This is a genomic window from Kitasatospora sp. NPDC030952, from assembly GCF_055571335.1.
Map to the genome: position 1 here is coordinate 238732 of NZ_JBVIFM010000009.1, position 22623 is coordinate 261354.

The 22623-nt window shown below is 72.4% G+C and carries 17 protein-coding genes; 8 read left to right on the forward strand and 9 right to left on the reverse strand.

Annotation, left to right across the window (positions count from 1 at the left end; genetic code table 11):
- Window positions 1-67: 67 nt before the first annotated feature.
- From ACZ47G_RS18500 to ACZ47G_RS18525, 6 genes are all read right to left on the reverse strand, one after another.
- On the reverse strand, window positions 68-1828 hold the full coding sequence (locus ACZ47G_RS18500; protein ID WP_465743880.1) for a penicillin-binding transpeptidase domain-containing protein: 1761 nt from the start codon (window positions 1826-1828) through the stop codon (window positions 68-70).
- A gap of 359 nt (window positions 1829-2187) precedes the next feature.
- Window positions 2188-3453, reverse strand: a complete 1266-nt coding sequence (locus tag ACZ47G_RS18505) for a tyrosine-type recombinase/integrase (protein ID WP_465743882.1) — start codon at window positions 3451-3453, stop codon at window positions 2188-2190.
- A 205-nt stretch (window positions 3454-3658) separates the two neighbouring features.
- On the reverse strand, window positions 3659-3892 hold the full coding sequence (locus ACZ47G_RS18510; RefSeq protein WP_465743884.1) for a helix-turn-helix domain-containing protein: 234 nt from the start codon (window positions 3890-3892) through the stop codon (window positions 3659-3661).
- A 1210-nt stretch (window positions 3893-5102) separates the two neighbouring features.
- The gene (locus ACZ47G_RS18515) at window positions 5103-6416 is read right to left on the reverse strand and encodes a DUF3987 domain-containing protein (RefSeq protein ID WP_465743886.1); all 1314 of its coding nucleotides are present in this window, start codon (window positions 6414-6416) and stop codon (window positions 5103-5105) included.
- Window positions 6416-7000 (reverse strand): hypothetical protein, encoded by a 585-nt coding sequence (locus ACZ47G_RS18520; protein ID WP_465743888.1) that lies wholly within the window; start codon window positions 6998-7000, stop codon window positions 6416-6418. Before ACZ47G_RS18520 ends, ACZ47G_RS18515 begins: the two co-directional genes overlap by 1 nt.
- 699 nt (window positions 7001-7699) lie before the next feature.
- Window positions 7700-8155: a hypothetical protein gene (locus tag ACZ47G_RS18525; protein ID WP_465743890.1), complete on the reverse strand. Its 456-nt coding sequence runs from the start codon at window positions 8153-8155 to the stop codon at window positions 7700-7702.
- Between the two features lie 389 nt (window positions 8156-8544).
- On the opposite strand from ACZ47G_RS18525, the gene ACZ47G_RS18530 reads away from it, so the two are divergent.
- The gene (locus ACZ47G_RS18530; RefSeq protein WP_465743987.1) at window positions 8545-9618 is read left to right on the forward strand and encodes an XRE family transcriptional regulator; all 1074 of its coding nucleotides are present in this window, start codon (window positions 8545-8547) and stop codon (window positions 9616-9618) included.
- Here ACZ47G_RS18530 and ACZ47G_RS18535 read toward each other — a convergent pair.
- Both ACZ47G_RS18535 and ACZ47G_RS18540 read right to left on the reverse strand, forming a co-directional pair.
- Window positions 9602-10399, reverse strand: a complete 798-nt coding sequence (locus ACZ47G_RS18535; protein WP_465743891.1) for an NUDIX domain-containing protein — start codon at window positions 10397-10399, stop codon at window positions 9602-9604. The genes ACZ47G_RS18530 and ACZ47G_RS18535 overlap by 17 nt on opposite strands.
- A gap of 198 nt (window positions 10400-10597) precedes the next feature.
- The gene (locus ACZ47G_RS18540; protein ID WP_465743893.1) at window positions 10598-12421 is read right to left on the reverse strand and encodes a dolichyl-phosphate-mannose--protein mannosyltransferase; all 1824 of its coding nucleotides are present in this window, start codon (window positions 12419-12421) and stop codon (window positions 10598-10600) included.
- A 96-nt stretch (window positions 12422-12517) separates the two neighbouring features.
- Here ACZ47G_RS18540 and rsmI point away from each other — a divergent pair, with 96 nt between their 5' ends.
- The 7 genes from rsmI to ACZ47G_RS18575 all read left to right on the forward strand — a co-directional run bounded on the left by rsmI (window position 12518) and on the right by ACZ47G_RS18575 (window position 20727).
- A complete protein-coding gene (gene rsmI / locus ACZ47G_RS18545; RefSeq protein ID WP_465743895.1) occupies window positions 12518-13387 on the forward strand; it encodes a 16S rRNA (cytidine(1402)-2'-O)-methyltransferase in 870 nt (289 codons plus the stop codon).
- Between the two features lie 235 nt (window positions 13388-13622).
- Window positions 13623-14048: a hypothetical protein gene (locus ACZ47G_RS18550; protein ID WP_465743897.1), complete on the forward strand. Its 426-nt coding sequence runs from the start codon at window positions 13623-13625 to the stop codon at window positions 14046-14048.
- A gap of 169 nt (window positions 14049-14217) precedes the next feature.
- A complete protein-coding gene (gene metG / locus ACZ47G_RS18555; protein ID WP_465743899.1) occupies window positions 14218-15837 on the forward strand; it encodes a methionine--tRNA ligase in 1620 nt (539 codons plus the stop codon).
- The gene (locus ACZ47G_RS18560; protein WP_465743901.1) at window positions 15837-16715 is read left to right on the forward strand and encodes a TatD family hydrolase; all 879 of its coding nucleotides are present in this window, start codon (window positions 15837-15839) and stop codon (window positions 16713-16715) included. The genes metG and ACZ47G_RS18560 overlap by 1 nt, the downstream gene beginning before the upstream one ends.
- Window positions 16716-16774: 59 nt before the next feature.
- Window positions 16775-17656: a 16S rRNA (adenine(1518)-N(6)/adenine(1519)-N(6))-dimethyltransferase RsmA gene (rsmA, locus tag ACZ47G_RS18565; RefSeq protein WP_380457208.1), complete on the forward strand. Its 882-nt coding sequence runs from the start codon at window positions 16775-16777 to the stop codon at window positions 17654-17656.
- Window positions 17653-18567 (forward strand): 4-(cytidine 5'-diphospho)-2-C-methyl-D-erythritol kinase, encoded by a 915-nt coding sequence (locus tag ACZ47G_RS18570; protein WP_465743904.1) that lies wholly within the window; start codon window positions 17653-17655, stop codon window positions 18565-18567. Before rsmA ends, ACZ47G_RS18570 begins: the two co-directional genes overlap by 4 nt.
- Window positions 18568-18897: 330 nt before the next feature.
- Window positions 18898-20727: an ABC-F family ATP-binding cassette domain-containing protein gene (locus tag ACZ47G_RS18575; protein WP_465743906.1), complete on the forward strand. Its 1830-nt coding sequence runs from the start codon at window positions 18898-18900 to the stop codon at window positions 20725-20727.
- A 29-nt stretch (window positions 20728-20756) separates the two neighbouring features.
- Here the strand turns inward: ACZ47G_RS18575 and ACZ47G_RS18580 are convergent, their stop codons facing one another.
- A complete protein-coding gene (locus ACZ47G_RS18580) occupies window positions 20757-22565 on the reverse strand; it encodes an FUSC family protein (protein WP_465743908.1) in 1809 nt (602 codons plus the stop codon).
- Window positions 22566-22623: the final 58 nt, after the last annotated feature.

The window sequence follows — 22623 nt, forward strand, 5'->3', positions numbered from 1 at the left end:
GCGGAGCGGGCTCTGTCGTTCGCCCGCCCGCCTCTCCGGGGCGCTCGGGGCGGTGGGTGTACCCGGGCTACTTGTTGCCGGTCTTGAGCAGCGAGGCGACCGCCGGGCCCGCCGCGTCGACGCCGTGGCCGCCGCCCTGGACCTCGGCGGCGACCGCCAGGTTGCCGCGGAAGGCGGTGAACCAGCTGTTGGTGGTGGAGGCGCCCTGGACCTCGGCGGAGCCGGTCTTGGCGCCCGCGTTGTCGGTGATCCCGGCCATCACCTGGCTGGCCGTGCCGCCGACGGCGGTGGCGTTCATCATCGCGCGCAGCTTGGCGGCGACGTCCGGCGAGATCTGCCGGGCCGCCTGCTGCTGCGGCAGGCCGGCGACCAGGATGGGCTGCTTGAACCCGCCGCTCTGGACGGTCGCCGTGATCGAGGCGATGGCCAGCGGGTTCATCTGGACCTTGCCCTGGCCGATGTAGTTCATCGCCTGCTCGTCCTTGCTGCCCGGGGTCGCCGGGATCTTGCCGTCGGCGTTCGGCAGGCCGGTCTTCCACTCCAGGCCGATGCCGTACACGTCCTTGGCGGTGCCGGACAGCGTCTCGGGCTTGAGGCTGGTCAGGCCCTGGTTGATGAAGGCGGTGTTGCAGGACACCATGAAGTCCTTCTGGAGCGTGTTGTCCGGGAAGGCGCCGGGGAAGTCGTTCGGGATCGCGACCGGGTTGCTGCTCTTCTCCGGGCAGGCCACCGTGGAGTCCGGGGTGAGCCCGGCCTCCAGCAGGGCCGTCGAGGTGACGATCTTCATCGTCGAGCCGGGGGCGAGCAGGCCGGTGAAGGCCCGGTTCTGGCCGGTGGCCGGGGCGTTGGCGAAGGCCAGCACCTGGCCGGTGCTCGGCTCGAGGGCGACGATCGAGCCCTGCTTGCCGCCCAGGTCGGTCATCGCCTTCTCGGCGGCGGCCTGGAGGGTGTTGTCGATGGTCACCTTGAACGGCTGGCCGGGCTTGGGCTCGACGATGGTGAACAGCTTGTCCGCGGCGGTCTTGCCGGACGGGTCGGTGATCACCACCGCGCTGCCCGCGTCCTTGTCCTTGTTCGGGTCCGGCGGCAGCAGCTTGTGGGCGTTGTCCTGCAGGGCGGCCATCAGCGCGGGGGTGAGCGAGGCGCCCTGCAGCGGCTTGCCGTTGCGGTCCACCACGGTGGACGGCGGGGCGAAGACCTGCTGGGTGGCGATGGTCTCGTTGCCGGACAGGTGGGGGTGGATCACCGAGGGGGCCCAGTGCACGGCCGGGGTGTTGTCGCTCATCTTCACGACGCCGAGGAAGCCGTTGTAGTCCCAGACCCGGCTGGTGCCCTCGAACTCGGCGCGGGCCTTGAAGCCCATCAGCACGCCGGTGGGCCCGGTGGCGGCGGCGGACGGCGAGTCGGTGGCGCCGGGGGTGCCGGTCGCGGACGGGGTGGCCGAGGCCGCGCCGCCGGGCTTGGCCGGGGCCGGGGTGCCGGTGGCCGAGGCGAAGGCCTGCGGGGTGGCCGGACCGGCCGGGGCGAGGGTCAGCGCGCTCGGCTTCACCTGGTCCTTGAAGGCGGTGAGCGCGGTGGTGGCCGCCGCCGGGTCGTCCGTCAGCGAGGCCGCCTTGGCGATGTCGCCGGAGGCCCAGGCCGCCAGGAAGTCCTTCGCACCGGCCGCGGCCTGATCGGCCGAGGGCGGTTCGGCCACCACCGTGCGGGGCTTCTTGTCGCCGGAGGACCCGGAGTCCGAGCCCATCAGGCTGTAGGCCCCGTAGCCGCCGCCCGCGAGGACGGCGATGGACACGCCGGTGATGATGCCGATCTTCGCGCCACTGCGCATGGTGCTGAGCCCCCAGGGGTATCGCGGCCGGGCGCAACCGGCGGGGCCGGAAACGCGGTACGCCTCCCACCCTAGGCAGGGCCGATCGGTCCGCCGACGAAAGGCCGGGGACTTGTGACGGATCTGGTACGTGTCGTGGACCGGGTACGGACGATTCGCGGGAAGCGTGTGCAGGTGGTCCGCCCGAGCGGCCGCCCGCCCGGCCGCGGCGTCAGATCCAGCTGTTGAACCACATCCGGGAGCGCCAGTCCTGCAGCGGGATCGTCTGCCCGGTGAACAGCGGGAAGAAGTACAGGTAGTTTCGACTTCCCCTGCCTCTATGGCTCTGACCTGGCCACATGCCCCGATCCTGGGCCGCGTCAGGCCCCTGGGGCCGTCTCGGGGCCGTCAAGCAGCTTGCCGGAGGCCCGGTACATGCCGTCCACGGCGTTCCGGGTGCGGCTCTCGCTGCTCGGCATCAGGTGGGTGTAGACCCGCAGCGTGAACCCCGGGTCGTCGTGACCGAGGTACTGACTCAGGGCCCGGATGTTCTCGCCGGCGTCCAGCAGGACGGAGGCGTAGAAGTGCCGCAGGGCGTGCATGCCGTGTTCGCGGGCGCTCTTGTACCGTTCCCCCTTCGAGGCCTCCGGAATGATGCCAGCAGCGGCCAGGGCGGGCTTCCACAGGTGGTCGTCGAAGTGGCTCGGGCGGACGAAGTCCTGCGTCGCCCCGGTGAAGACGAGCTTGCGGGTCACCGGCGGCCCGTCCACCGCTCCCCACGGAAGGGTGATCTCCACCGGCGGGAAGCGCTTCATGTGCTCCCGGAGCGCCGCCGCCACGGCCGGAGGCAACGGTACGTCGCGGATCTTGCCCCGCTTCGGGAGGGCGAAGACGAACTTCCCCCGCACCCGCTTGAGCTGCTGCCGGACGGTGAGCCAGCCGCCATCGAACCCGATCTCCTCGACCGGCAGCCCGAAAATCTCGCCCTGTCGGAGGCCGCACCCGCCGCCAAGGTCGACCATGGCCCGGAAACGCTCCGGCAGGGCCCCCTGAACGGTGAACGCCTGGTCCGGCGTCCAGGGGACGACGCGGGTGGGCTCCGCCTTCGGCATCCGGACGGACTTCACTCGGCACGGGTTCTTGGGGATCAGGCCGTCGTCCACGGCGGCGCTGAACACAGCCGACACCGTTCCGTAGATGATCCGCTGGTAGGAGGCGGCCGGGGCGGTCTTCGGGAGGCTGGTCAGCCAGGTGCGCACGTGGCCGGGCTGGAACGAGACGAGCGGCCGGGAGCCGATGACGTCGAAGACGTGCAGCCGGAGGTGCCGCTCCAGCGCACCCCGCTCGTTGGTGTCGCCCTGGTGGCTGCTGAGCCAGTTCTCCGCGAACTGACGGAAGGTCAGCCGACTTGCCCGAGGGTCGGTGTATGTGCCCCGGGACATGTCGGCTGCGATCTCGATCAGCCAGTTCTCGGCCAGGCGCTTCTGCCGGTCGGGGAAGCTCCGGCTGGTCTCCTTGCCGTCCGGGCCTTCATAACGGGCCCGGTAGCGCTTGCCCGTGCCATAGCGGTCGGTGCGGACGCGCCGCGGCTTGCCGTCGGGGCCCTTCTCGGTCTTGTACCAGCGGTCTTGGATGTGTCCGGCCATGGGGCCGCTCCTTGGGTCGAGGTGTTGGTGGGGCAGGGAGGGAGGCCGCCAGCGGCCCGTGAGGGTGGGCTCGGGGCTGTCGGCGGGGTGCCCGGGGGCGCCTCCCTGCCTCCCTGCGGAGCTGTTCCTGCTGGTGGGGGGGAGGGTGATGGCCAGGGAGGCGCTCAGGGACTTCTCCCTGCCTCCCTGGCGCCTCCCTGGTGGTTCAGGCGGCCTGCTGGGTCTGGTCGGTGACCCATTGGGCGACGGCGTCGGGGTGGTAGCGGAGGTGTCGGCCGGCGCGGAAGCCGGGCGGGCCGGTGCGCTTGCGGCGCCACTGGTAGACGGTCTCCACCGAGGGCAGGTCGAACATGACGACCAGGTCCTCGGGGGTGAGGAATCGAGTGGGGAGAACGACCACGGTGGGTCGCGGGTCGGCCGGGGTGCGGCGGTTGGTCACGGTGTCCTCCGGGTGGGTCGGGCCTGTCTGTCACCTGTCGCCTGTCACCTGTCCTGTCGCCTGTCGTCCGCAGGTCAGAGGGTGGTTTTGGGGCTGCGGGGCCCTGTTTCGGGGTGGGGGCGACAGGTGACAGGCGACAGGTGACAGGTGGGGCGAGCGGGCGGTGGTCGGGCTGACCGGGGTGGTTGCGGTGGGTAGTGGCGTCCGGGGTGTCAGGGCGGGTGTCAGAGGCGTCAGGACCGTCAGAACGGGCCTTCGTGTGGTTGGTCGGGGGTGTCAGAGGCGTCAGAATCGGCGCCGGAGGGGGTGTCAGGAGCGTCAGGAAGGGGTGTCAGAGGCGTCAGGCATGGGTGTCAGACGGGGGTTTCTCGCGCGCGCGTGCGCGTTGGTCTAGGGATTTGGCCGTCAGCGGTGTCAGGCGGTTTCTGACACCTGGGGCCTGACGGTCGGGATGCCGGGCCTTCGTGACGCTGGGTGGCGGCCTTTGAGCCCCTCGCGCGTACGCGTGCACGCGTGCTTGGGGCGGCCGGAGGGGCGGAGCGGGTGGTGATGATGAGCGCGGAGAGTGACCTCCCACCCACCCCCCACCCGGCCGGAGAACGTCCTCCTGGGCCCCTGAGCGGGTGGGGGGTGGCATTTCCGGGGTGGGGGGTGGGGGGTGGGAGATCACGGGCAGTCACCGGGCGGGACGCGGGTCCGTCGTCCGGCCCTAGCGGCCGGGAGTGGGGTGTCGTGCCGGGTTGTGGCCGGTTCGCGGGCTTCGGCCGGCCGGGGTGCTAGACGCTGGGCGGCTGGTCACGGCGGTGGTGGACGCTAGCGGGGGTGCTAGGTCTAGCGACCGGTGGCGCTAGCCGGGTGGCTGTCGGGAGGGCGGCCGGGGCTTGGTGGGGAGCGGGCCCGGGGCGTTGTGGCGGCCGGTGGGGTGTCCGTCCGGGTGGCCGGTCGAGTGGTTCGGGTGGTGGTCGGGCAGGTCATGGGGTGGTCTCCGTTCGGGTCCGGGGGTGGTCCGGAAAGGCCGGAAAGGCCGTAAAGGGGTCTGAGCTGGGGTTTTGCGTGGCGGAAAGTGGTCCGGAATGGTCCGGAAAGGGTCCGGGAGGTTCGGGCCGGGGGGATCGCGGACCACTTTCCGGACCATTCCGGACCACTTTCCGGCAGCTGTTTTCGCAGGTCAGAGGGCTTTCCGGCCTTTCCGGCCTTTTCGGACCGCTCCTCAGTCGGGCGGGGCGTAGAGGTAGGTGGTCTGCTGGCGTCCGCCGGTGGAGAGCTGGGCGGCGGCGAAGCCGGGCAACTGGCAGAGCCGGGAGGTGACGTCGGCGCGCTGGGTGGCGTTGAGCCGCTTCAACAGCACCTGCACCTGGGACTGCGTCATGCCGGAGGGCCCGGCGGTCTTCACGGCCTGGATGAGCTTGTCCAGGTGCGGGTCACCGGTGCTGGCGGCGGCGGTCGGCCCGAGGATGTGGGCGGCGCTGGCGCGGGCGTACCGGACCAAGGCCCAGGCGGCGCGCAGGTGGGCTTCGCCGATGCGGTCGGTGTGGTCGAGCAGGGCGTAGACCATGGCGGCGCGCTTGGCGTAGGGGGCGGCGCGGGCGGTGAACTCGGCGATGGGGCCTTCGTCGCCCTCGTCCCCGCACAAGGCCGGGTAGACCTCCTCCCGCCACAGCTGGGCGGCCTGCGGGTCGAGCCGGACCTCTCCGACCCGGCGGGCGTCCGTGAGCACGGTCTTCCACGCGGTGGCGAGGTTGTCGATCAGCCCGTCCGGGGCGCCTTCGCCGTCCGGGTCGAGCAGGTTGCGGTGCACGAAGACCGGCAGGAACCGGTTGTAGGTGCCGCCCGCCATCTCGGCGTCCTGCATCTTCGCCCGCAGCTCACGCGGGGAGATGTGGCCGATGACGGCGATGTGCGGGGCGGTGGCGTGCAGCGCGTCCCGGTTCATGACGCCCAGGTCTTCGCCGTTCCACGCCTGGCGCAGGATGCCGCTCAGAGACGATCCCTCCCGGCGGCCCCGGGCCATGGTGACGCCGTACTCGGACTCGACCACCCACAAGCGCTTGTCGACCACGCCGGGGTCCTTGTCGCCGTCGCCGTCGCGGACCATCTCGATCAGGCCCTCACCGGAGGACAGGCCGGAGCGCATGTTGCAGGCGATGAAGTCCGGCACGGCCGCCTTGAACAGCCGCTTCGCGGTGTTCGTGGCGGCGCCCTTCCTTCCCGCGGCTGTGGCGCCGACCGTCAGCGCCCAGATCAGGGCGGGGTGGCGGTCGTTGCCGATCCACATGAACGGCCCCGGCCCGATCGCGGCCCCGCCGGCCGACAGCAGGTTCACCAGAACGCCCACCGGGTCGGCCTCGGTGGTCGGGTCGAGGTCGCGGACGGTGTCCCCGGCCCAGCCGCAGAACACCTCCGGGTCCGGCACCGGGCCCGGCCGCGAGGGGCGGTCGATCCCGGGCGCCGGGTCGTACATCGGGTTCGGTCGGGCCTGTGGTCGGCCGTCAGGGGTGGTGGCGAGGTGGAGTTCGACGGGCATCAGGCGCTCTCCGCAAGGGGCTGGGTGTCGGGCAGGTCGACCTGACGGCCGGAGGGGTGGCGGTGGCGGTGCCAGCCGGGGCGGCCGGGGACGGCCACCGGCGGCCAGGCCGGAGAAGCCACCACGGGGCGGTGGGCGGCTTCGGCGGCGCGGGTGCGGCGCTCGGCCAGCTCCAGCGCGGTCGGGTGGTTGGACCAGGCCCGCACCGTGCGCACCAGCTCCTTCCAGGAGGCCTCGTCCTCGGCCACCCACGCGGCGCGGGCCTGCTCGCCCGAGACCAGCGCGTTGCGCAGGCTGGCGTGGATGAACTCCGGGGCGGTCTCGGCCTGCTGGCGCCAGGCCTCGGCGGCGGTGATGAGCGCGGCCTCGCGGCGCGGGTCGCCCGGCGGGAGGGCGGCGAAGGCGGGGGAGCCGTAGTCGGGGATGCCGACCGGCTGTCCCCACCGGTCGAGGACCACGGCCGGGCTGATCCTGCGGAGCGCGCTCACGAACCGGTCGGCGGCCCACCGGGCGGTGGAGCGGTGCGCGTCCCGGAGCGGAGCGGGGAGCGCGATCGGGTCGGGCAGCACCGGCGCTTCAACCACGTCCGGGTCCGTTTCAAGGACACCGGCGGGCGTTTCAGCGGCACCGGCGGCGGGGGTGTTCACCGGGTGCTCACCGGCGCTCACGGCGCCGTGTTCACCGCTCACGGCGGTGTCGGTTTCAGGTCCGCCGGGCGCCGTTTCAAGGGCAAGGTCCGGAGCTTCAACCGCGCCGGTGAACGCTTCACCGGCGGGGTGAACGGGGCGGTGAGCACCCGACTGGACGGCGCTCACGGCGGGGCGTTCACCGCTCACGGCAGCGCCGGTTTCGGGTCCAGGGGCGCCGGTTTCAGCGGTGGCGGCCCGGGTTTCAGGTCCGGGTGGTGGAGGTTCCTGGGGGCGGGAGTCGGCCCCGTTCTGGCTGGTCACAGCTACTCCTGCAAGAGTCGGGAGTCGGGCTGGAGTCGGGGTGCTCACCGGTGAACGGCCGGGATGTTCACCGGTGAGCGAGTCGGGTAGCGGTCGGGCCGTGACGCCTGGTCAGGGGGCGACCGATGCTTGGGGGAACGGGGCGGGAACGCTTCCCGTGAGCGCGGGAACGGTCGGCGGATAACGCCGGGAACGGTTCCGTGAGCGGCGGTGAACGGTCGGGTGTTCACCGCCTCGGCGTGCCCCTGAAACGGAGCCGACCGGGGTTGAAACCGGGGTCGGCCGGGCGGCCGGGTGAGCGGGCCGTGAGCGCCCGTGAGTGTCAGTGAGCGCTCAGACCCTGCAGCGGTCAGCGGGCAGGGCACCGGCGGGTACGCGCACCCACCGGGCGGCGCTCTCGCGGGCGGCGAACGCCTCGTCGGGAGCGACTCCGAAGACCCGGGTGACGGCGTGCCCCAGGGTCCGCAGGTAGGACGGAGCCGGGTAGGGGCGACGGCCGGTGAAGTAGTCCATCGCCGTGACCCCGCCGTCCGTGATCTTGGCGTAGGAGGAGCTGCACAGCTCGAACCGCAGCGTCTCCAGGACCGCCGCGTCGTCGGCGGCCTCCTCCTCCGTCAGTTCGCAGACGTTGAAGATCAGCAGGCCGAGGATCTCCGCGAACGACGGGTTCAGCGTGACCTGGATGGCCACGCGCGGCGCCGTCTCCGTCCGGTCCTTGTCCCCGAACATGTCCACGCCGGACTGGAGGGCGCCGGTCGAAACTCGCTGGTTGGTGAGAGCTGCGTGCATGATGGAAGTCCCTTCACTGGGGGTGGGGGCGACGGTCTTTCTTGGCGGATTGGGCGTCGCTCCCACTGCTGCTACCTGGGCCTTTGCGGGCACCGTCGACCGGTCGAACCGGCCTCTCAACTGGTGCGCACCAGTAGTCTGCAACTGGTGCGCACCAGTGGTCAAGTGGCTCGCTGCGTGTCCGTCAGTTCCGGCCACGTCTCTATGGAACGACGTGGGCCAACAACCCGGTAGCCAGCAGGGGTTAACCCAGTTTTGTTAACCCCCAGTGCAGCGCCGTCGAATGGGGGATGCTGGCTGGAAAGCAGCATCACCACGGCAGGGGTGAGCACGTGTCAGAGCGTCTACGGCAGGCCCGGAAGGGGCGCGGTTGGTCGCAGGACCGGCTGGTGCGGGAGGTGGGCAGCTACGCGGAGCGGCACTTGGTCGACGTAGCGACTCCGGCGAGCCTCCGGGTCTACGTCTCGGAGTGGGAGAACGGTCGCCGGACGGTCTCGGAGACCTACAGGGCGATCCTCCGGGCGCTGCTGGGCATGACGGACGACGAGCTGTTCGGCGAGCCGCCTGCGGGTGCTCAGCCAGCGGCGGACGGCTATGCCGAACTTCTCGGGCGCATCGACTCCGCCCGGACCGTCAGCCTGGGGATGGTCGACGCCTTCCTGAACCAGACCGAGCTACTCCGCAGCTTCGACCGGCAGATGGGAGCCGCGGCGCTGGTCGACCAGATGCGGGCGCACCTCGACTCGTTGGAGGACGCGTTGACCTTCGCCGTCCTGCCGGACGCCCGCCGGCCGGTGGCCAAAGCGCTGGCCGGGGCAGCCACGCTCGCCGCCTGGCAGGCCCTCGACGTGGGCGCGGTGGAACGAGCCTGGCGGCACTACGAGCTGGGGAAGAGGGCGGCTGCGGAGGCGGAGGCGCCGATGTACCTTGCTCACGCGATGGCTGAGCAGGCGTACGTACTGGTCGATGCCGGACGGGTGCAGATGGCCGTGGACCTGGTCCGGGACGCCCGGCGAACCGGAGGCTCGAAGGTGTCCCCGCGGCTTGCTGCCTGGCTCCTGGCGGCGGAGGCGGAGATGTGCGCGAAGGCCGGTCTGGCCGACGACTGCCGACGGGCACTCGACCAGGCCGCGTCGGTGCTCCCGGACGGCAATGAGAGCCGCGATCCGGAGATGGCGAGCATCTTCCTGAACGCCAACCACCTGGCCCGCTGGCGCGGCAACGCGCTGGCCATGCTCGGCGAGGATGACGCCGTGGCCGAGCTCTACACGGCCTTGTCGCAGATGGACCCGGCGTTCATCCGGGCGACGGCAGGGCTGCGGTGCGACCTCGCTCAAGCGCACCTGGTGCGCGGGGAGTTCGGGCAGGCGAAGGAGCACTTGCAACAGGCCCGCCTCCTGGCCAACCGAACGGGTTCGGTCAGGACCAGGAGGCGGATCGAGCAGCTCACTCGGAGGGTGTGAGCCCGCCAGCGCGAGACGCGAGGACGTGGAGGAGCGCCACCAGCGTGCCGGAGCCTTGCAGCTTGTCCTGGGCCATCAGGCTGGGGATGTCGGCCAGCGGAATCCACTCGATCCGTCCGGCTTCTTCCTCGTCCGTGGGGTCACCGATGAGCGTTGCGCCCTGTCCCACGAAGATCTCGTGAGGGGAGTCGACCATGCCCACCATCGGTTGGAAGGTCACGGCGTGCTGGAGCTTGGTGGGGCGCCAGCCGGTTTCTTCTTCGACCTCCCGTGCGGCAGCTGTCGCCGCGTCCTCGCCGGCGTCCACGATGCCGCCGGGGAGTTCCCAGCCCCACTTCTTCGGGACGAACCGGTAGCGCCACAGCATCAGGACCCTGTCCTGGTCGTCCACCACGGCCGTGATCGCCACGTGGTGAAGCCGGACGACGTGGCTCTCGTACCGCTCGACCCCCGGCGGTTCCACGTCCACCAGGGTGAGCTTCACCCACGGGTTGTCATAGATCGTCCGCTCGCCGTGGATGCGCCACGGCTCAAGCTCGCCCTGAGCACTCACGCTTCGGTGCCCCACCTTGGACTTGGTGACGAAGTAGCCGCGTCCGTGCTGAGCTTCGATCAGGCCTTCGGCCGCGAGCCTCGCCAGCACGAGCCGGACCGTGGTTCGGCTGGCGTCCAGGTCGGTCACCAACGTGCGCTCAGATGGCAGCTTCGCGCCCGCCGCCAGTTCGCCGGTCTTGATCCGCTCACGGATCGTCCGCTCAACTCGGTCGGTCTTCCCGTCCATGGCTTCCACGCTCCAGATTCGGCTAACTGGTACGCACCACTGTAGGGGCCCCCTACGGCCGCCGTAAGCGGCTTGGGCAGCCCATCCGCTGGGGCCTGGTCCTGGGCCGCCTGGGGGCCGTCCGATGGCAGCCAATGATGACCAACAACGACAGCTGACGACGGGCGAGCCTGGCTGAGCGGTGGGCCGTTTCGCCTGCTAGATCCAGCTGTTGAACCACATCCGGGAGCGCCAGTCCTGCAGCGGGATGGTCTCGCCGGTGAACAGCGGGAAGAAGTACAGGAAGTTCCAGACGATCAGCAGCACCAGCAGCCCGGCCGCCGCCGACCCGATGATCCGGCGGTCCCGGGAGGCGCCGGGCGGCCCGATCAGGGCACCGATCAGCATCGTCACGGCGAGCACCAGGAACGGGACGAACACCACCGCGTAGAAGAGGAAGATCGTCCGCTGCTGGTAGAGGAACCACGGCAGGTAGCCGGCGGCCAGGCCGCACAGCAGCGCGCCGGCCCGCCAGTCCCGGCGGAACACCCACCGCCACAGGCAGTAGACCAGCGCCAGCACGCCCGTCCACCACAGCAGCGGGGTGCCGATGCCCAGCACCTCGCGGGCGCAGTCGGCGACGGTGCAGCCGTTCTGGCCGAGCTTGGGGGACTCGTAGTAGAAGGAGACCGGGCGGCCCAGCACCAGCCAGGACCACGGGTTGGACTGGTAGGTGTGGGGGTCGGTCAGGTGGGTGTGGAACTCGTAGACCGTCGAGTGGTAGTGCCACAGGGCGCGCAGGCCCTCGGGTATCCACGGGTAGTCGGTGGTGCGGCCGACCGCCCAGTCCCGGCCCCAGCCGCCCCGACCGGGCGCGTTGCTGCTGGCGAACCAGCCCCACCAGGAGGCCAGGTAGACGGCCACCGAGACCACGACGACCGACACGAAGGCGGGCACCACGTCCCGGGCCAGCACCGCCAGGTACGGCCGCGGGGCGCCGGCCAGCCGACGGGCGCCGACGTCCCAGAGCACCGTCAGCACGCCGAAGGCCGCCGCGACGTACAGGCCGCTCCACTTGGTGGCGCAGGTCAGGCCGACGCAGACGCCGGCCGCGATCCGGTACGGGCGCCAGCCCAGGTTGAGCCGCTGGGCGAGCAGCGGGTCCTCCACCCCGCCCAGCCGGGCGGCCAGCCGGGCCCGGGTGCGGTCGCGGTCCAGCAGCAGGAAGCCGAAGGCGGCGAGCATCCAGAACATCACCACCAGGTCGAGCAGCGCCGTCCGGCTGAGCACCAGGTGCAGGCCGTCCACCGAGAGCAGCAGGCCGGCCACGCAGCCCAGCAGGGTGGAGCGGAACATCCGGCGGGCGATCCGGGCCAGCATCAGCACCGACAGGGTGCCGAGCAGGGCCACCGAGAAGCGCCAGCCGAAGGGGTGCATGCCGAACAGCTGCTCGCCGGCGCCGATGATCCACTTGCCGACCGGCGGGTGCACCACGTACGACGCCATCGGGCGGTAGGGGACGGCCGCGCCCGGCGTCATGAGCGTCGTGTTGGCGTCCTCCGGCCAGTTGATCTCGTAGCCGCCGTGCCAGAGCGCGTAGGCGTCCTTGGCGTAGTACGTCTCGTCGAAGATGATCGCGTTCGGCTGGCCGAGGTCGGTGAACCGCAGCAGTCCGGCGAAGACCGCCACCGCGATCGGGCCCAGCCAGCCGGACCAGCGGCACAGGAAGTACCAGAGGCCCTGCGGCAGCCGCAGGCCCAGGCGCAGCAGCAGCGAGGACTGCGGGACGTCCGGCGGCGTGACCCGGGGGCCGTCCGGCATCGGCGGCACCAGGCGCTCGGTGAGGGTGCCGGCCGGGCGGGTGCGGTAGCCGAACCCGGCCAGGCGCTGCCGCCAGTCCAGCGGTGATCCGGCCGATCCGGCTGATCCGGGTGATCCGGCTGATCCGGGTGAGCGGGGGGACGGCAGGCCGGCACCGCCCTGCGCGGAGTGGTCCGTACCAGTGGGCGCCTGCGCCGCCGTGTCGCCGTTCATCCGCCACATCGTAGGGGCGCTCCTCGTACGTGTGAGCGGTCCCTCGCAAGCTGCCCGAATCGTCACCAAAAGCCCCGGCGGCGCGGAACTGCAAGGATGGGGCCCGTGACAGGAGTACTCGTTCTCGCAGGCACCCCCATCGGCGACGTCTCGGACGCCCCGCCCCGGCTGGTCACCGAACTGGCCACGGCCGACGTGATCGCGGCCGAGGACACCCGGCGGCTGCGCCGGCTCACCCAGGCGCTCGGGGTGACACCGGCGGGGCGGGTCGTCTCCTACTTCGAGGGCAACGAGGTCGGCCGCACCCCCGAGCTGGTCGAGGCGCTGCTCGGCGGCGCCCGGGTGCTGCTGGTCACCGACGCCGGGATGCCCTCGGTCTCCGACCCCGGCTACCGGCTGGTGGCGGCGGCCGTCGAGGCGGAGGTGAAGGTCACCGCGGTGCCCGGGCCGTCCGCCGTGCTCACCGCGCTCGCACTGTCCGGCCTGCCGGTCGACCGCTTCACCTTCGAGGGCTTCCTGCCGCGCAAGACCGGCGACCGGGCCCGGCAGCTGGCCTCGGTCGCCGCCGAGCCGCGCACCATGGTCTTCTTCGAGGCCCCGCACCGGATCGCCGACGCGCTGGCCGCGATGGCCGAGGCCTTCGGACCGGAGCGGCCGGCCGCGGTGTGCCGGGAGCTCACCAAGACCTACGAGGAGGTCAAGCGCGGGCCGATCGGCGAGCTGGCGGCCTGGGCGGCGGAAGGCGTCAAGGGTGAGATCACCGTCGTGGTCGCGGGCGCCCCGCCGGCCGCGCCCCAGGAGCTGACCCCGGCCGAGCTGGCCCGGCTGGTGGCCGTCCGGGAGGAGGCCGGGGAGCGGCGCAAGGAGGCCATCGCGGCGGTCGCGGTCGAACTGTCCGTGCCCAAGCGGGAGGTCTTCGACGCGGTGGTGGCGGCCAAGAAGGACGCTTCCGGCGCGGCCCTGAAAAAGGGGTGAATTCCGGGGGTTGCGAGGCGGGCGGGGAGTCGTACCTTGGAGTGAAGGCCCGGCTAAACGCCCGCTGAGCTGAAGGTTCGGCCGCGTTGACGAGGCCCCGGGAGGCCTTTCGTATAGGACTCCCCAACCCGCATCCAAGTCTTCACAAGAAGGGCGTCGGGCGCAGCGGTCCGGGCATTTGCTGGAATGGAAAGACCCAGCCGGGCGAGCGCCCGACGGGCACTGGGAGACGGCTATGAGCGACACGATCGGTAGCCCCCGCAGTGGCAACGCGCTGAGCGCCCCCGGCCTGGCGGGGCGGGCGCACACTCCCGTCGAGACCGTACGGGAGGCCTACTCCTTCGCCTGCCTGCGCTGCGGGTACGGCTGGGAGCAGGCGTACGACATCGAGCACCACATGGCCAAGGACGGCCACATCGTGTTCGAGTACCACGCCAACGGCGTCCGGGTGCCGTCCCCGTTGCTCAAGCCGACCTGCCCGGGCTGCGGTGGCCACACCGTCCGGATCATGCGCGAGGGCCGGGTGGCCTCCGCCGACCAGCCCTGGCAGCACGCTCCCGGCTACCCGGCGCACGCCGAGCCGGCCGGGGCGCCCCCGGTGTCCGAACCCACCCGGCCGCGCGGACGCTGGGCCCGGTTCTGGTCGCGGCTGCTGGGCTGACCGCCGGCCCGGGGAGCGCAGCCGGGGCCGCCCGCCGCGAGCAGTGCGGCGGGCGGCCCCGGTCCGTCCGGCGGTCGGGCGGGCGCCCCCGGTTCGTCCGGCGGTCGTGCGGGCGGCCCCGGGTTATTCGGTTCAAGGGTGTGTTCGGGCCCGACTAAGCTTTCCGACCATGGCGGCCACTGCAGACCACAGCACCACCGGGGCGAGCGCCCCGGCGTTCTACGTTTCCACTCCGATCTACTACGTCAACGACCGTCCCCACCTGGGCCACGCGTACACCACCGTGGCGGGCGACGTCCTCACCCGCTGGCACCGCCAGCGCGGCGAGAAGGTGTGGTACCTGACCGGCACCGACGAGCACGGTCAGAAGATCATGCGGACCGCCGAGGCCAACGGCGTCAGCCCGCAGGAGTGGTGCGACAAGCTGGTCGAGGAGGCCTGGAAGCCGCTCTGGCGGCACCTGGAGATCGCCAACGACGACTTCATCCGCACCACCGAGGAGCGGCACACCGCCCGGGTGCAGGAGTTCGTCCAGGACCTGTTCGACAAGGGCGAGATCTACAAGGGCGGCTACTCCGGCCCGTACTGCGTCGGCTGCGAGGAGTTCAAGCTCCCCGCCGAACTGCTCGACGGCGCCACCGAGGACGAGAAGCTCTGCTCCGTCCACAAGAAGCCGGTCGAGTGGCTGGAGGAGGAGAACTACTTCTTCCGGCTGTCCGCCTACGGCGAGCGGCTGCTGGAGTTCTACGCCGCCAACCCCGACTTCATCCAGCCGGCCTCGGCCCGCAACGAGGTGCTGCGCTTCGTCGAGCAGGACCTCAAGGACCTCTCGATCTCCCGCTCCACCTTCAACTGGGGCGTGCCGCTGCCCTGGGACGAGAAGCACGTCCTCTACGTCTGGGTGGACGCGCTGCAGAACTACATCACCGCGGCCGGCTACGGCAGCGACCCGGAGCGCTTCGCCGAGCTGTGGCCGGCCTCCGTCCACCTCGTCGGCAAGGACATCCTGCGCTTCCACGCGGTGATCTGGCCGGCCATGCTGATGGCCGCGGGCCTGCCGCTGCCCAAGCGGGTCGTCGCCAACGGCTGGCTGATGGTCGGCGGCGAGAAGATGTCCAAGTCCAACCTGACCGGCATCGCGCCCACCGACCTCACCTCGCACTTCGGCGTGGACGCCTACCGCTACTACTTCCTGCGGGCGATCCCGTTCGGCACGGACGGCTCGTTCTCCTGGGAGGACTTCACCGCCCGCTACACCTCCGAGCTGGCCAACGACTTCGGCAACCTGGCCTCCCGGGTCGCCGCGATGGTCGGCAAGTACTTCGGCGGGGCGCTGCCGGCCGCCACCGCCGCGGGCGAGGCCGAGCAGGCCGTCGCGGACGGGCTGGCCGCAGCCGTCGCCGCCGCCGACGCGAAGATCGGCGAGGAGCTGGACTTCGCCGGCGGCCTCGCGGCGATCTTCGAGTTCGTCAAGCAGGTCAACGGCTACCTCACCACCCAGGAGCCGTGGAAGGTCGCCAAGGACGAGTCCGAGCAGGGGCAGGCCCGCCTGGCCACCATCCTCTACACCGCCGCCGAGGCGCTGCGCGGCACCGCCGTGCTGCTCAACCCGGTGATGCCGTCCACCGCCGAGAAGCTGTGGACCTCGCTGGGCGCCGCCGAGGGCCTCGGCGCGCTCGCCGACCAGCGCGTCGCCACCGCCGGTGACTGGGGCCGGCTGCCCGCCGGTGCCACCGTCACCAAGGGCGAGATCCTGTTCCCGCGCCTCGAAGAGAAGCCCGCCTCCTGATGGCCAAGAAGGACGACGACCGGTCGACGCCGCCGCCGCTGCCGGCACCCCTGGCCGTGGCGGTGGCCGACTCGCACACCCACCTCGACATGCAGGCCGGCAGCCCGGCCGAGGGGCTCGCCCGGGCCGCCTCGGTCGGCGTCGGCACGGTCGTCCAGGTGGGCTGCGACGTGCCCGGCTCGCGCTGGGCCGCCGAGCTGGCGGCGCAGTACGAGCAGGTGCACGCGGCCGTCGCCCTGCACCCCAACGAGGCGCCGCGGATCTTCCTCGGCGACGCCGACGGCTGGTCCGGCCAGCAGCGGCGCGCGGGCGGGCAGGCGGCGCTGGACGAGGCGCTCGCCGAGATCGACGCGCTGGCCGCCCTGCCACAGGTCCGCGCCGTCGGCGAGACCGGACTGGACTACTTCCGCACCGGGCCGGAGGGGGTGGAGATCCAGAAGGAGTCGTTCCGCCGCCACATCGAGATGGCCAAGCGGCACGGCAAGGCGCTGGTCATCCACGACCGCGACGCCCACGAGGACGTCATCGCCGTCCTGCTGGCCGAGGGCGCCCCGGAGCGGACCGTCTTCCACTGCTACTCCGGCGACGCCGCGATGGCGAAGGTCTGCGCCGAGCACGGCTGGTACCTGTCCTTCGCCGGCCCGGTCACCTTCAAGGCCAACCAGCCGCTGCGCGACGCGCTGCTCGCCACCCCGCTCGACCGGATCCTGGTCGAGACCGACGCGCCCTTCCTCACCCCGCACCCGTACCGGGGGCGGCCCAACGCGCCCTACCTGATCCCGGTCACGGTCCGCTCGATGGCCGCCACCCTGGGGCTGCACGAGGACGAGCTGTCGGCGGCGATCGCGGCGAACACGGCGCGGGCCTTCGGCTACTGAGGCGTGACATCGGGATCGGCGCGTCCGGACGGCACCCCGTGCGCCCGTATCCTTGGCGCGTGAGCACCACCGACCCCACCCCTGACAGCCACCTGCTGGGCGCCGCCGACATCCGCGAGCTGGCGGCCGCGTTCGGCGTGAAGCCGACCAAGCAGCGCGGGCAGAACTTCGTCATCGACGGCAACACCGTACGGCGGATCGTCCGGGCCGCCGAGGTGACGGAGCAGGACGCCGTGGTGGAGGTCGGGCCCGGCCTCGGCTCGCTCACCCTGGCGCTGCTGGAGGTGGCCCGGCACGTCACCGCGGTCGAGATCGACCCGGTGCTCGCCCAGCACCTGCCGGACACCGTCGCGGCCCGGATGCCCGGCAAGGCCGACGCCTTCGACCTGGTGTTCAGCGACGCCATGGAGGTCACCGAGCTGCCCGGCCCGGCGCCCACCGCGCTGGTCGCCAACCTGCCGTACAACGTGGCCGTGCCCGTCCTGCTGCACATGCTGGCGACCTTCCCCAGCATCGAGCGGACCCTGGTGATGGTGCAGAGCGAGGTCGCCGACCGGCTCGCCGCCAAGCCGGGCAACAAGGTGTACGGCGTCCCGTCGGTCAAGGCCAACTGGTACGCCGAGGTGAAGCGGGCCGGCGCCATCGGCCGGAACGTGTTCTGGCCCGCCCCCAACGTCGACTCCGGACTGGTCTCGCTGGTCCGCCGCGAGCCGCCGAAGACCACCGCCAGCCGGACCGAGGTGTTCGCGGTGGTCGACGCCGCGTTCGCCCAGCGCCGCAAGACCCTGCGCGCCGCACTGGCCGGCTGGGCGGGCTCCGCCGCCGGGGCCGAGCAGGCGCTCGCGGCCGCCGGCATCGACCACAAGCTGCGCGGCGAGATGCTGACCGTGGAACAGTTCGCCGCGATCGCCGAGCACAAGCCCGCGAAGGACAGTGAGTGATCACCGTACGGGTACCGGCCAAGGTCAACGTCCAGCTGGGGGTCGGCGGCCTGCGCGCCGACGGCTTCCACGACCTGGCCAACGTCTTCTTCGCGGTCGCGCTGGGTGACGAGGTCACCGCGACCCCCGGCGAGGGCGTCACGCTGAGCTGCTCCGGGCCGGACGCCGACGCCGTCCCGCTCGACGACAGCAACCTCGCCGCCCGCGCCGCCCGGCTGCTCGCCGCCCACCACGGCATCGCCGACCCCGGCGTGCACCTGCACATCGCCAAGGCCATCCCGGTGGCCGGCGGCATGGCCGGCGGCAGCGCCGACGGCGCCGCCGCACTGGTCGCCTGCGACGCGCTGTGGCAGCTGGACACCCCCCTCCCGGTGCTGCTCGACCTCGCCGCCGAACTCGGCTCCGACGTGCCGTTCGCCCTGCTCGGCGGCGTCGCGCTGGGCCGCGGCCGGGGCGAGATCCTCGCGCCGCTGCCGACCGAGGGCACCTTCCACTGGGTCTTCGCGGTCGCCGACGGCGGACTCTCCACCCCCGCCGTCTTCCGCGAGTGCGACCGGCTCCGCGAGGAGGCCGGCACCGGCTCCAGCGACGTCCAGGTGCCCACGCCCGACGCCGACCGGGCGCTGCTCGCCGCCCTCGCCGAAGGCGACGCCGTCGCCCTGGCCGCCGCGCTCACCAACGACCTCCAGCCCGCCGCGCTCTCGCTGCGCCCCGCACTGGCCGCCACCCTGCGGGCCGGCACCGAGGCCGGCGCGCTCGGCGCCCTGGTCTCCGGCTCCGGGCCGACCTGCGCCTTCCTGGCCAAGGACGCCGAGGCGGCCACCGCCGTCGCCGCGGCACTGCTGGCCTCCGGCTCCTGCAGGGCCGCGCACGCCACGTACGGGCCGGTGCCGGGGGCGTCGGTGGTCTAGGGAGGTCCGGGGACCGCTCGCGGTGCGGGTGCCGCTCGTGCGGCGTCTCGCCCGGTGAGGGTGCGCTCGCGGGGCGTCTCGTCCGGTGAGGGTGCCGCTTGTGGGGAGAGGGTGTTGCTCGCGGGGCGAGGGTGCCGCTCGTGCGGCGGGGGCGCTGCTCGCGGGGCGAGGGTGCCGCTCGTGCGGCGGGGGCGCTGCTCGCGGGGCGAGGGTGCCGCTCGTGCGGCGGGGGTGTCGCGGCCAGCCCATTAGGCTGGGGTGATCGGGGCGTCCCCGAGAGAGGGGCGGGCTGGGCCCACCCCGACCGCCGAACCCAGGAGCGCAGCACACGTGGCCGTCAACCTCGCCACCATCGAGTCCGTCACGAAGGTCTACGGCACCCGCACCCTGCTCGACGCGGTGAGCCTGGGCGTGAGCGAGGGCGACCGGATCGGCGTCGTCGGCCGCAACGGCGACGGCAAGACCACCCTGATCCGGATGCTCGCCAAGCTGGAGGAGCCCGACCGCGGCCGGATCACCTGGAGCGGCGGCCTCGAACCGGCCGTCCTCACCCAGCACGACTCGCTCGACCCCGAGGCCACCATCCGGCACGAGGTCATCGCCGGCCGCGCCGACCACGAGTGGCTCGGCGACGCCCGGATCCGCGACATCATCGAAGGGCTCTTCGGCGGCCTCGACCTGCCCGGCTTCGCCGACGGCCTGGACACCGTCATCGGCCCGCTCTCCGGTGGCGAGCGCCGCCGGATCGCCCTCGCCAAGCTGCTGCTCGGCTCCCCCGAGCTGGTCATCCTCGACGAGCCCACCAACCACCTCGACGTCGAGGGCATCAACTGGCTCGCCCAGCACCTCCAGAAGCGCCGCTCCGCACTGGTCTGCGTCACCCACGACCGGTGGTTCCTCGACCAGGTCTGCACCCGGATGTGGGACGTCCAGCACGGCGAGGTGCACGAGTACGAAGGCGGCTACTCCGACTACGTCTTCGCCCGCGCCGAGCGCTCCCGGATCGAGGCCGTCGAGGAGCAGAAGCGCCAGAACCTCGCCCGCAAGGAGCTCGCCTGGCTGCGCCGCGGCGCCCCCGCCCGCACCTCCAAGCCGCGCTACCGGATCGAGGCCGCCAACGCCCTGATCGCCGACGTGCCGGACCCCCGCGACAAGAGCGAGCTGATGAAGTTCGCCAACGCCCGGCTCGGCAAGACCGTCTTCGACCTGGAGAACGTCACCGTCAAGGCCGGCCCCAAGCTGCTGCTCGAGAACCTCACCTGGCAGCTCGGCCCCGGCGACCGGATCGGCCTGCTCGGCGTCAACGGCGCCGGCAAGACCTCGCTGCTGCGGGCGCTCCGGGACGCGTACGTCTCCGAGGGCGACGTGCAGCCCTCCTCGGGCGTGGTCAAGGTCGGCAAGACCGTACGACTGGCCTACCTGTCCCAGGAGATCGCCGAACTGGACCCGGAGATCCGGGTGCTGCAGGCCGTCGAGCAGGTCCGCTCGCGGGTCGACCTCGGCAAGGGCCGCGAGATGAGCGCCGGCCAGCTGTGCGAGCAGTTCGGCTTCGGCAAGGACAAGCAGTGGACGCCCGTCGGCGACCTCTCCGGCGGCGAGCGGCGCCGGCTCCAGCTGCTGCGGCTGCTGATGGACGAGCCCAACGTGCTGTTCCTCGACGAGCCCACCAACGACCTGGACATCGAGACCCTCAACCAGCTGGAGGACCTGCTCGACGGCTGGCCCGGCTCGATGGTCGTCATCAGCCACGACCGGTTCTTCATCGAGCGCACCACGGACGTCGTCCACGCGCTGCTCGGCGACAAGAAGATGCGGATGCTGCCCGGCGGGGTGGACGAGTACCTGGAGCGACGGGCGCGGATGGCGGCCACGGCTGCTCCCGCATCCTCCCCGTCCGCCTCCGCCGGCACTCCGGTGGCCGAGGAGGGCGGCGCCCCGGCGCTGTCCGGCGGGGACCTGCGGGCGGCGAAGAAGGAGATGCAGAAGATCGAGCGGCAGATCGCCAAGCTGGACGAGAAGGAGTCCAAGCTGCACGCCCAACTCGCCGAGCACGCCGCCGACTTCTCCAAGGTCGCCGAACTGGACGGGCAGCTGCGGGCCGTCCGGGAGGAGAAGGAGGAGCTGGAGATGAGCTGGCTGGAGCTGGCCGAGCAGGTCTGAACTGCTGCTTCTCGAGCGGGAGTTCGGGACTACGGCTTCCTGAGCAGCAGTTCCAGCTCGTCCGCCGCACGGCCCAGCGCGCTGAGCGCCGGGTCGTGCGGTGCGTCCGGCCGGGCCGCCGGCCTGGTCGGCGGGCGGTGCTCCCGGGCGGCGGCGGTCAGTTCGTCCAGCGCCCGGCGGACCCGCTCGGTCTCGACGGGGTCGGGCACCCGGCCGCCGTACCGGATCTGCGCGGCGAACGCCGCCACCGCGCCGCCGAGCCGCTCCAGCGCGGCGGTGGCCGGCAGCCACTGCTCGGCCAGCCGGCCGGTGGGCGGCGGCTCGGCCAGGCCCTGCCGCACCTCCTGCCGGGCGTCCGCCAACGACCGGTAGGCCGTACGGCGCAGCCAGACCTGGGCCTCGGCGCCGCCGTTCCCGGTGGTGGCGTCCAGGTAGGCGCGCAGGGCGGTCGTCGCGGCGACCAGCCGGGGCTCGATCCGGTGGCGCGGGCGCTCCGGCCACAGCAGGTAGCCGAAGAGCAGCACGATCACACTCGCCAGCACGGAATCCAGCACCCGCGGCCAGAACTCGGCCGCACCGGACTGCCCGCCCAACTGCAGCAGCACCAGTGCCATCGGCGTCATCGCCACCGTGTTCAGCCCGTAGTGCGCCGCCGTCACGTACGGCAGCAGGGCCACGCAGCCGGCCGCCACCGCGGTCAGCGCCCACTCCTGGGTGGTCAGCGACAGCAGCGCCGCCGCCACCACCACGCCCAGCACCGTGCCGACCGCGCGGCTCACCGCGCGCAGGAACACCGAACCCAAGTCCGGCTTCAGCACGAACGCGATCGTCATCGGCACCCAGTAGCTCTTGCTGAGCGGGTAGTTGGCCGTGACCGCCGAGCCCACCGCGATGCACAGCGCGACCCGCAGGCCGTACCGGACCGACGGGCCCCGCCACAGCCGGCCCCTCAGCCGCCAGGGGTCGGGCGGGGGTGCGGGGGCGGTGCCGAGGCGGGTCTCGCGCCCGGCCACGGTGTCGGCGGCGGCGCGCAACGCCACGTCCAGCGCCTGACGGGCCGGGGTGTCCGGCCGCCAGTCGGGCACCGTCACCTCGCCGCCGCCCTGCCGTACGGCCCGCGCCAACCGGTTCGCGACCTCGGCCACCTCCGGCGGCACCGGGCGCCGGGCCCACAGCAGGCCGGTCGCGGCCTCGGTGGCGGCCAGCGCCGCCTCGTACATCGGGCGCAGGGCCGTCCCGGTCCGGTGCTGCTCGGGAAGCAGGTCCTGCAACCGGTTCAGGCTGGTCGTCAGCACCCGGCGGGACTCCGCACCCCGCGCGGTGCCCAGGTCGGCCAGAGTACGGCCGAGCGCCTCGTACACGGCGGCCAGCGCCCGACGGCTCGGCTCGGCCGCACGACCGGGCAGACCCAGCAGCACGACGAACGCGGCCCCCACCAGCATCATCGGCGCCGCAGCCCACCACGGGCCCGGCAACGGCATCCCACTGCCCAACGCCGCCGACACCAGCAACAGCATCCCGGCCGCCGACCCCCGCGGACCCGTCGCACTCAACGCCCCCGACACGAACGCCGTCAGGGTCAACCCCGCACCGAGCACCAGCACACCCGCATGAGCGTGCTGCAACGCCGTACCGGCCAGCATCCCCACCGCCGACGCCGCCACCGCCGACCCGATCCGGACCGCCCGCAACCGCACCGGCTCCAGCCGGTCGTTCATCGTCGCGTGCATCGCCCCCAGTCCGGCGAACACCCCCAGATCCAACCGGTGCGCCCACAACCCCACCGCCAGCGGCACCGCCATGCCCACCGCCGCCCGCACCATCAACACCACCGGCACCGGCGGCCTCACCGGCCGCACGGCACGGGCCCACCAGGAGGTAGGGGTAGGGGTCGGC

Excerpts from the sequence above, each read along its gene's own strand:
- ACZ47G_RS18500 (WP_465743880.1), bottom strand. The coding sequence starts at position 1,828 with ATGCGCAGTGGCGCGAAGATCGGCATCATCACCGGCGTGTCCATCGCC.
- ACZ47G_RS18505 (WP_465743882.1), bottom strand. The coding sequence starts at position 3,453 with ATGGCCGGACACATCCAAGACCGCTGGTACAAGACCGAGAAGGGCCCC.
- ACZ47G_RS18515 (WP_465743886.1), bottom strand. The coding sequence starts at position 6,416 with ATGCCCGTCGAACTCCACCTCGCCACCACCCCTGACGGCCGACCACAG.
- ACZ47G_RS18525 (WP_465743890.1), bottom strand. The coding sequence starts at position 8,155 with ATGCACGCAGCTCTCACCAACCAGCGAGTTTCGACCGGCGCCCTCCAG.
- ACZ47G_RS18535 (WP_465743891.1), bottom strand. The coding sequence starts at position 10,399 with ATGGACGGGAAGACCGACCGAGTTGAGCGGACGATCCGTGAGCGGATC.
- ACZ47G_RS18540 (WP_465743893.1), bottom strand. The coding sequence starts at position 12,421 with ATGTGGCGGATGAACGGCGACACGGCGGCGCAGGCGCCCACTGGTACG.
- ACZ47G_RS18550 (WP_465743897.1), top strand. The coding sequence starts at position 13,623 with ATGAGCGACACGATCGGTAGCCCCCGCAGTGGCAACGCGCTGAGCGCC.
- metG (WP_465743899.1), top strand. The coding sequence starts at position 14,218 with ATGGCGGCCACTGCAGACCACAGCACCACCGGGGCGAGCGCCCCGGCG.
- ACZ47G_RS18560 (WP_465743901.1), top strand. The coding sequence starts at position 15,837 with ATGGCCAAGAAGGACGACGACCGGTCGACGCCGCCGCCGCTGCCGGCA.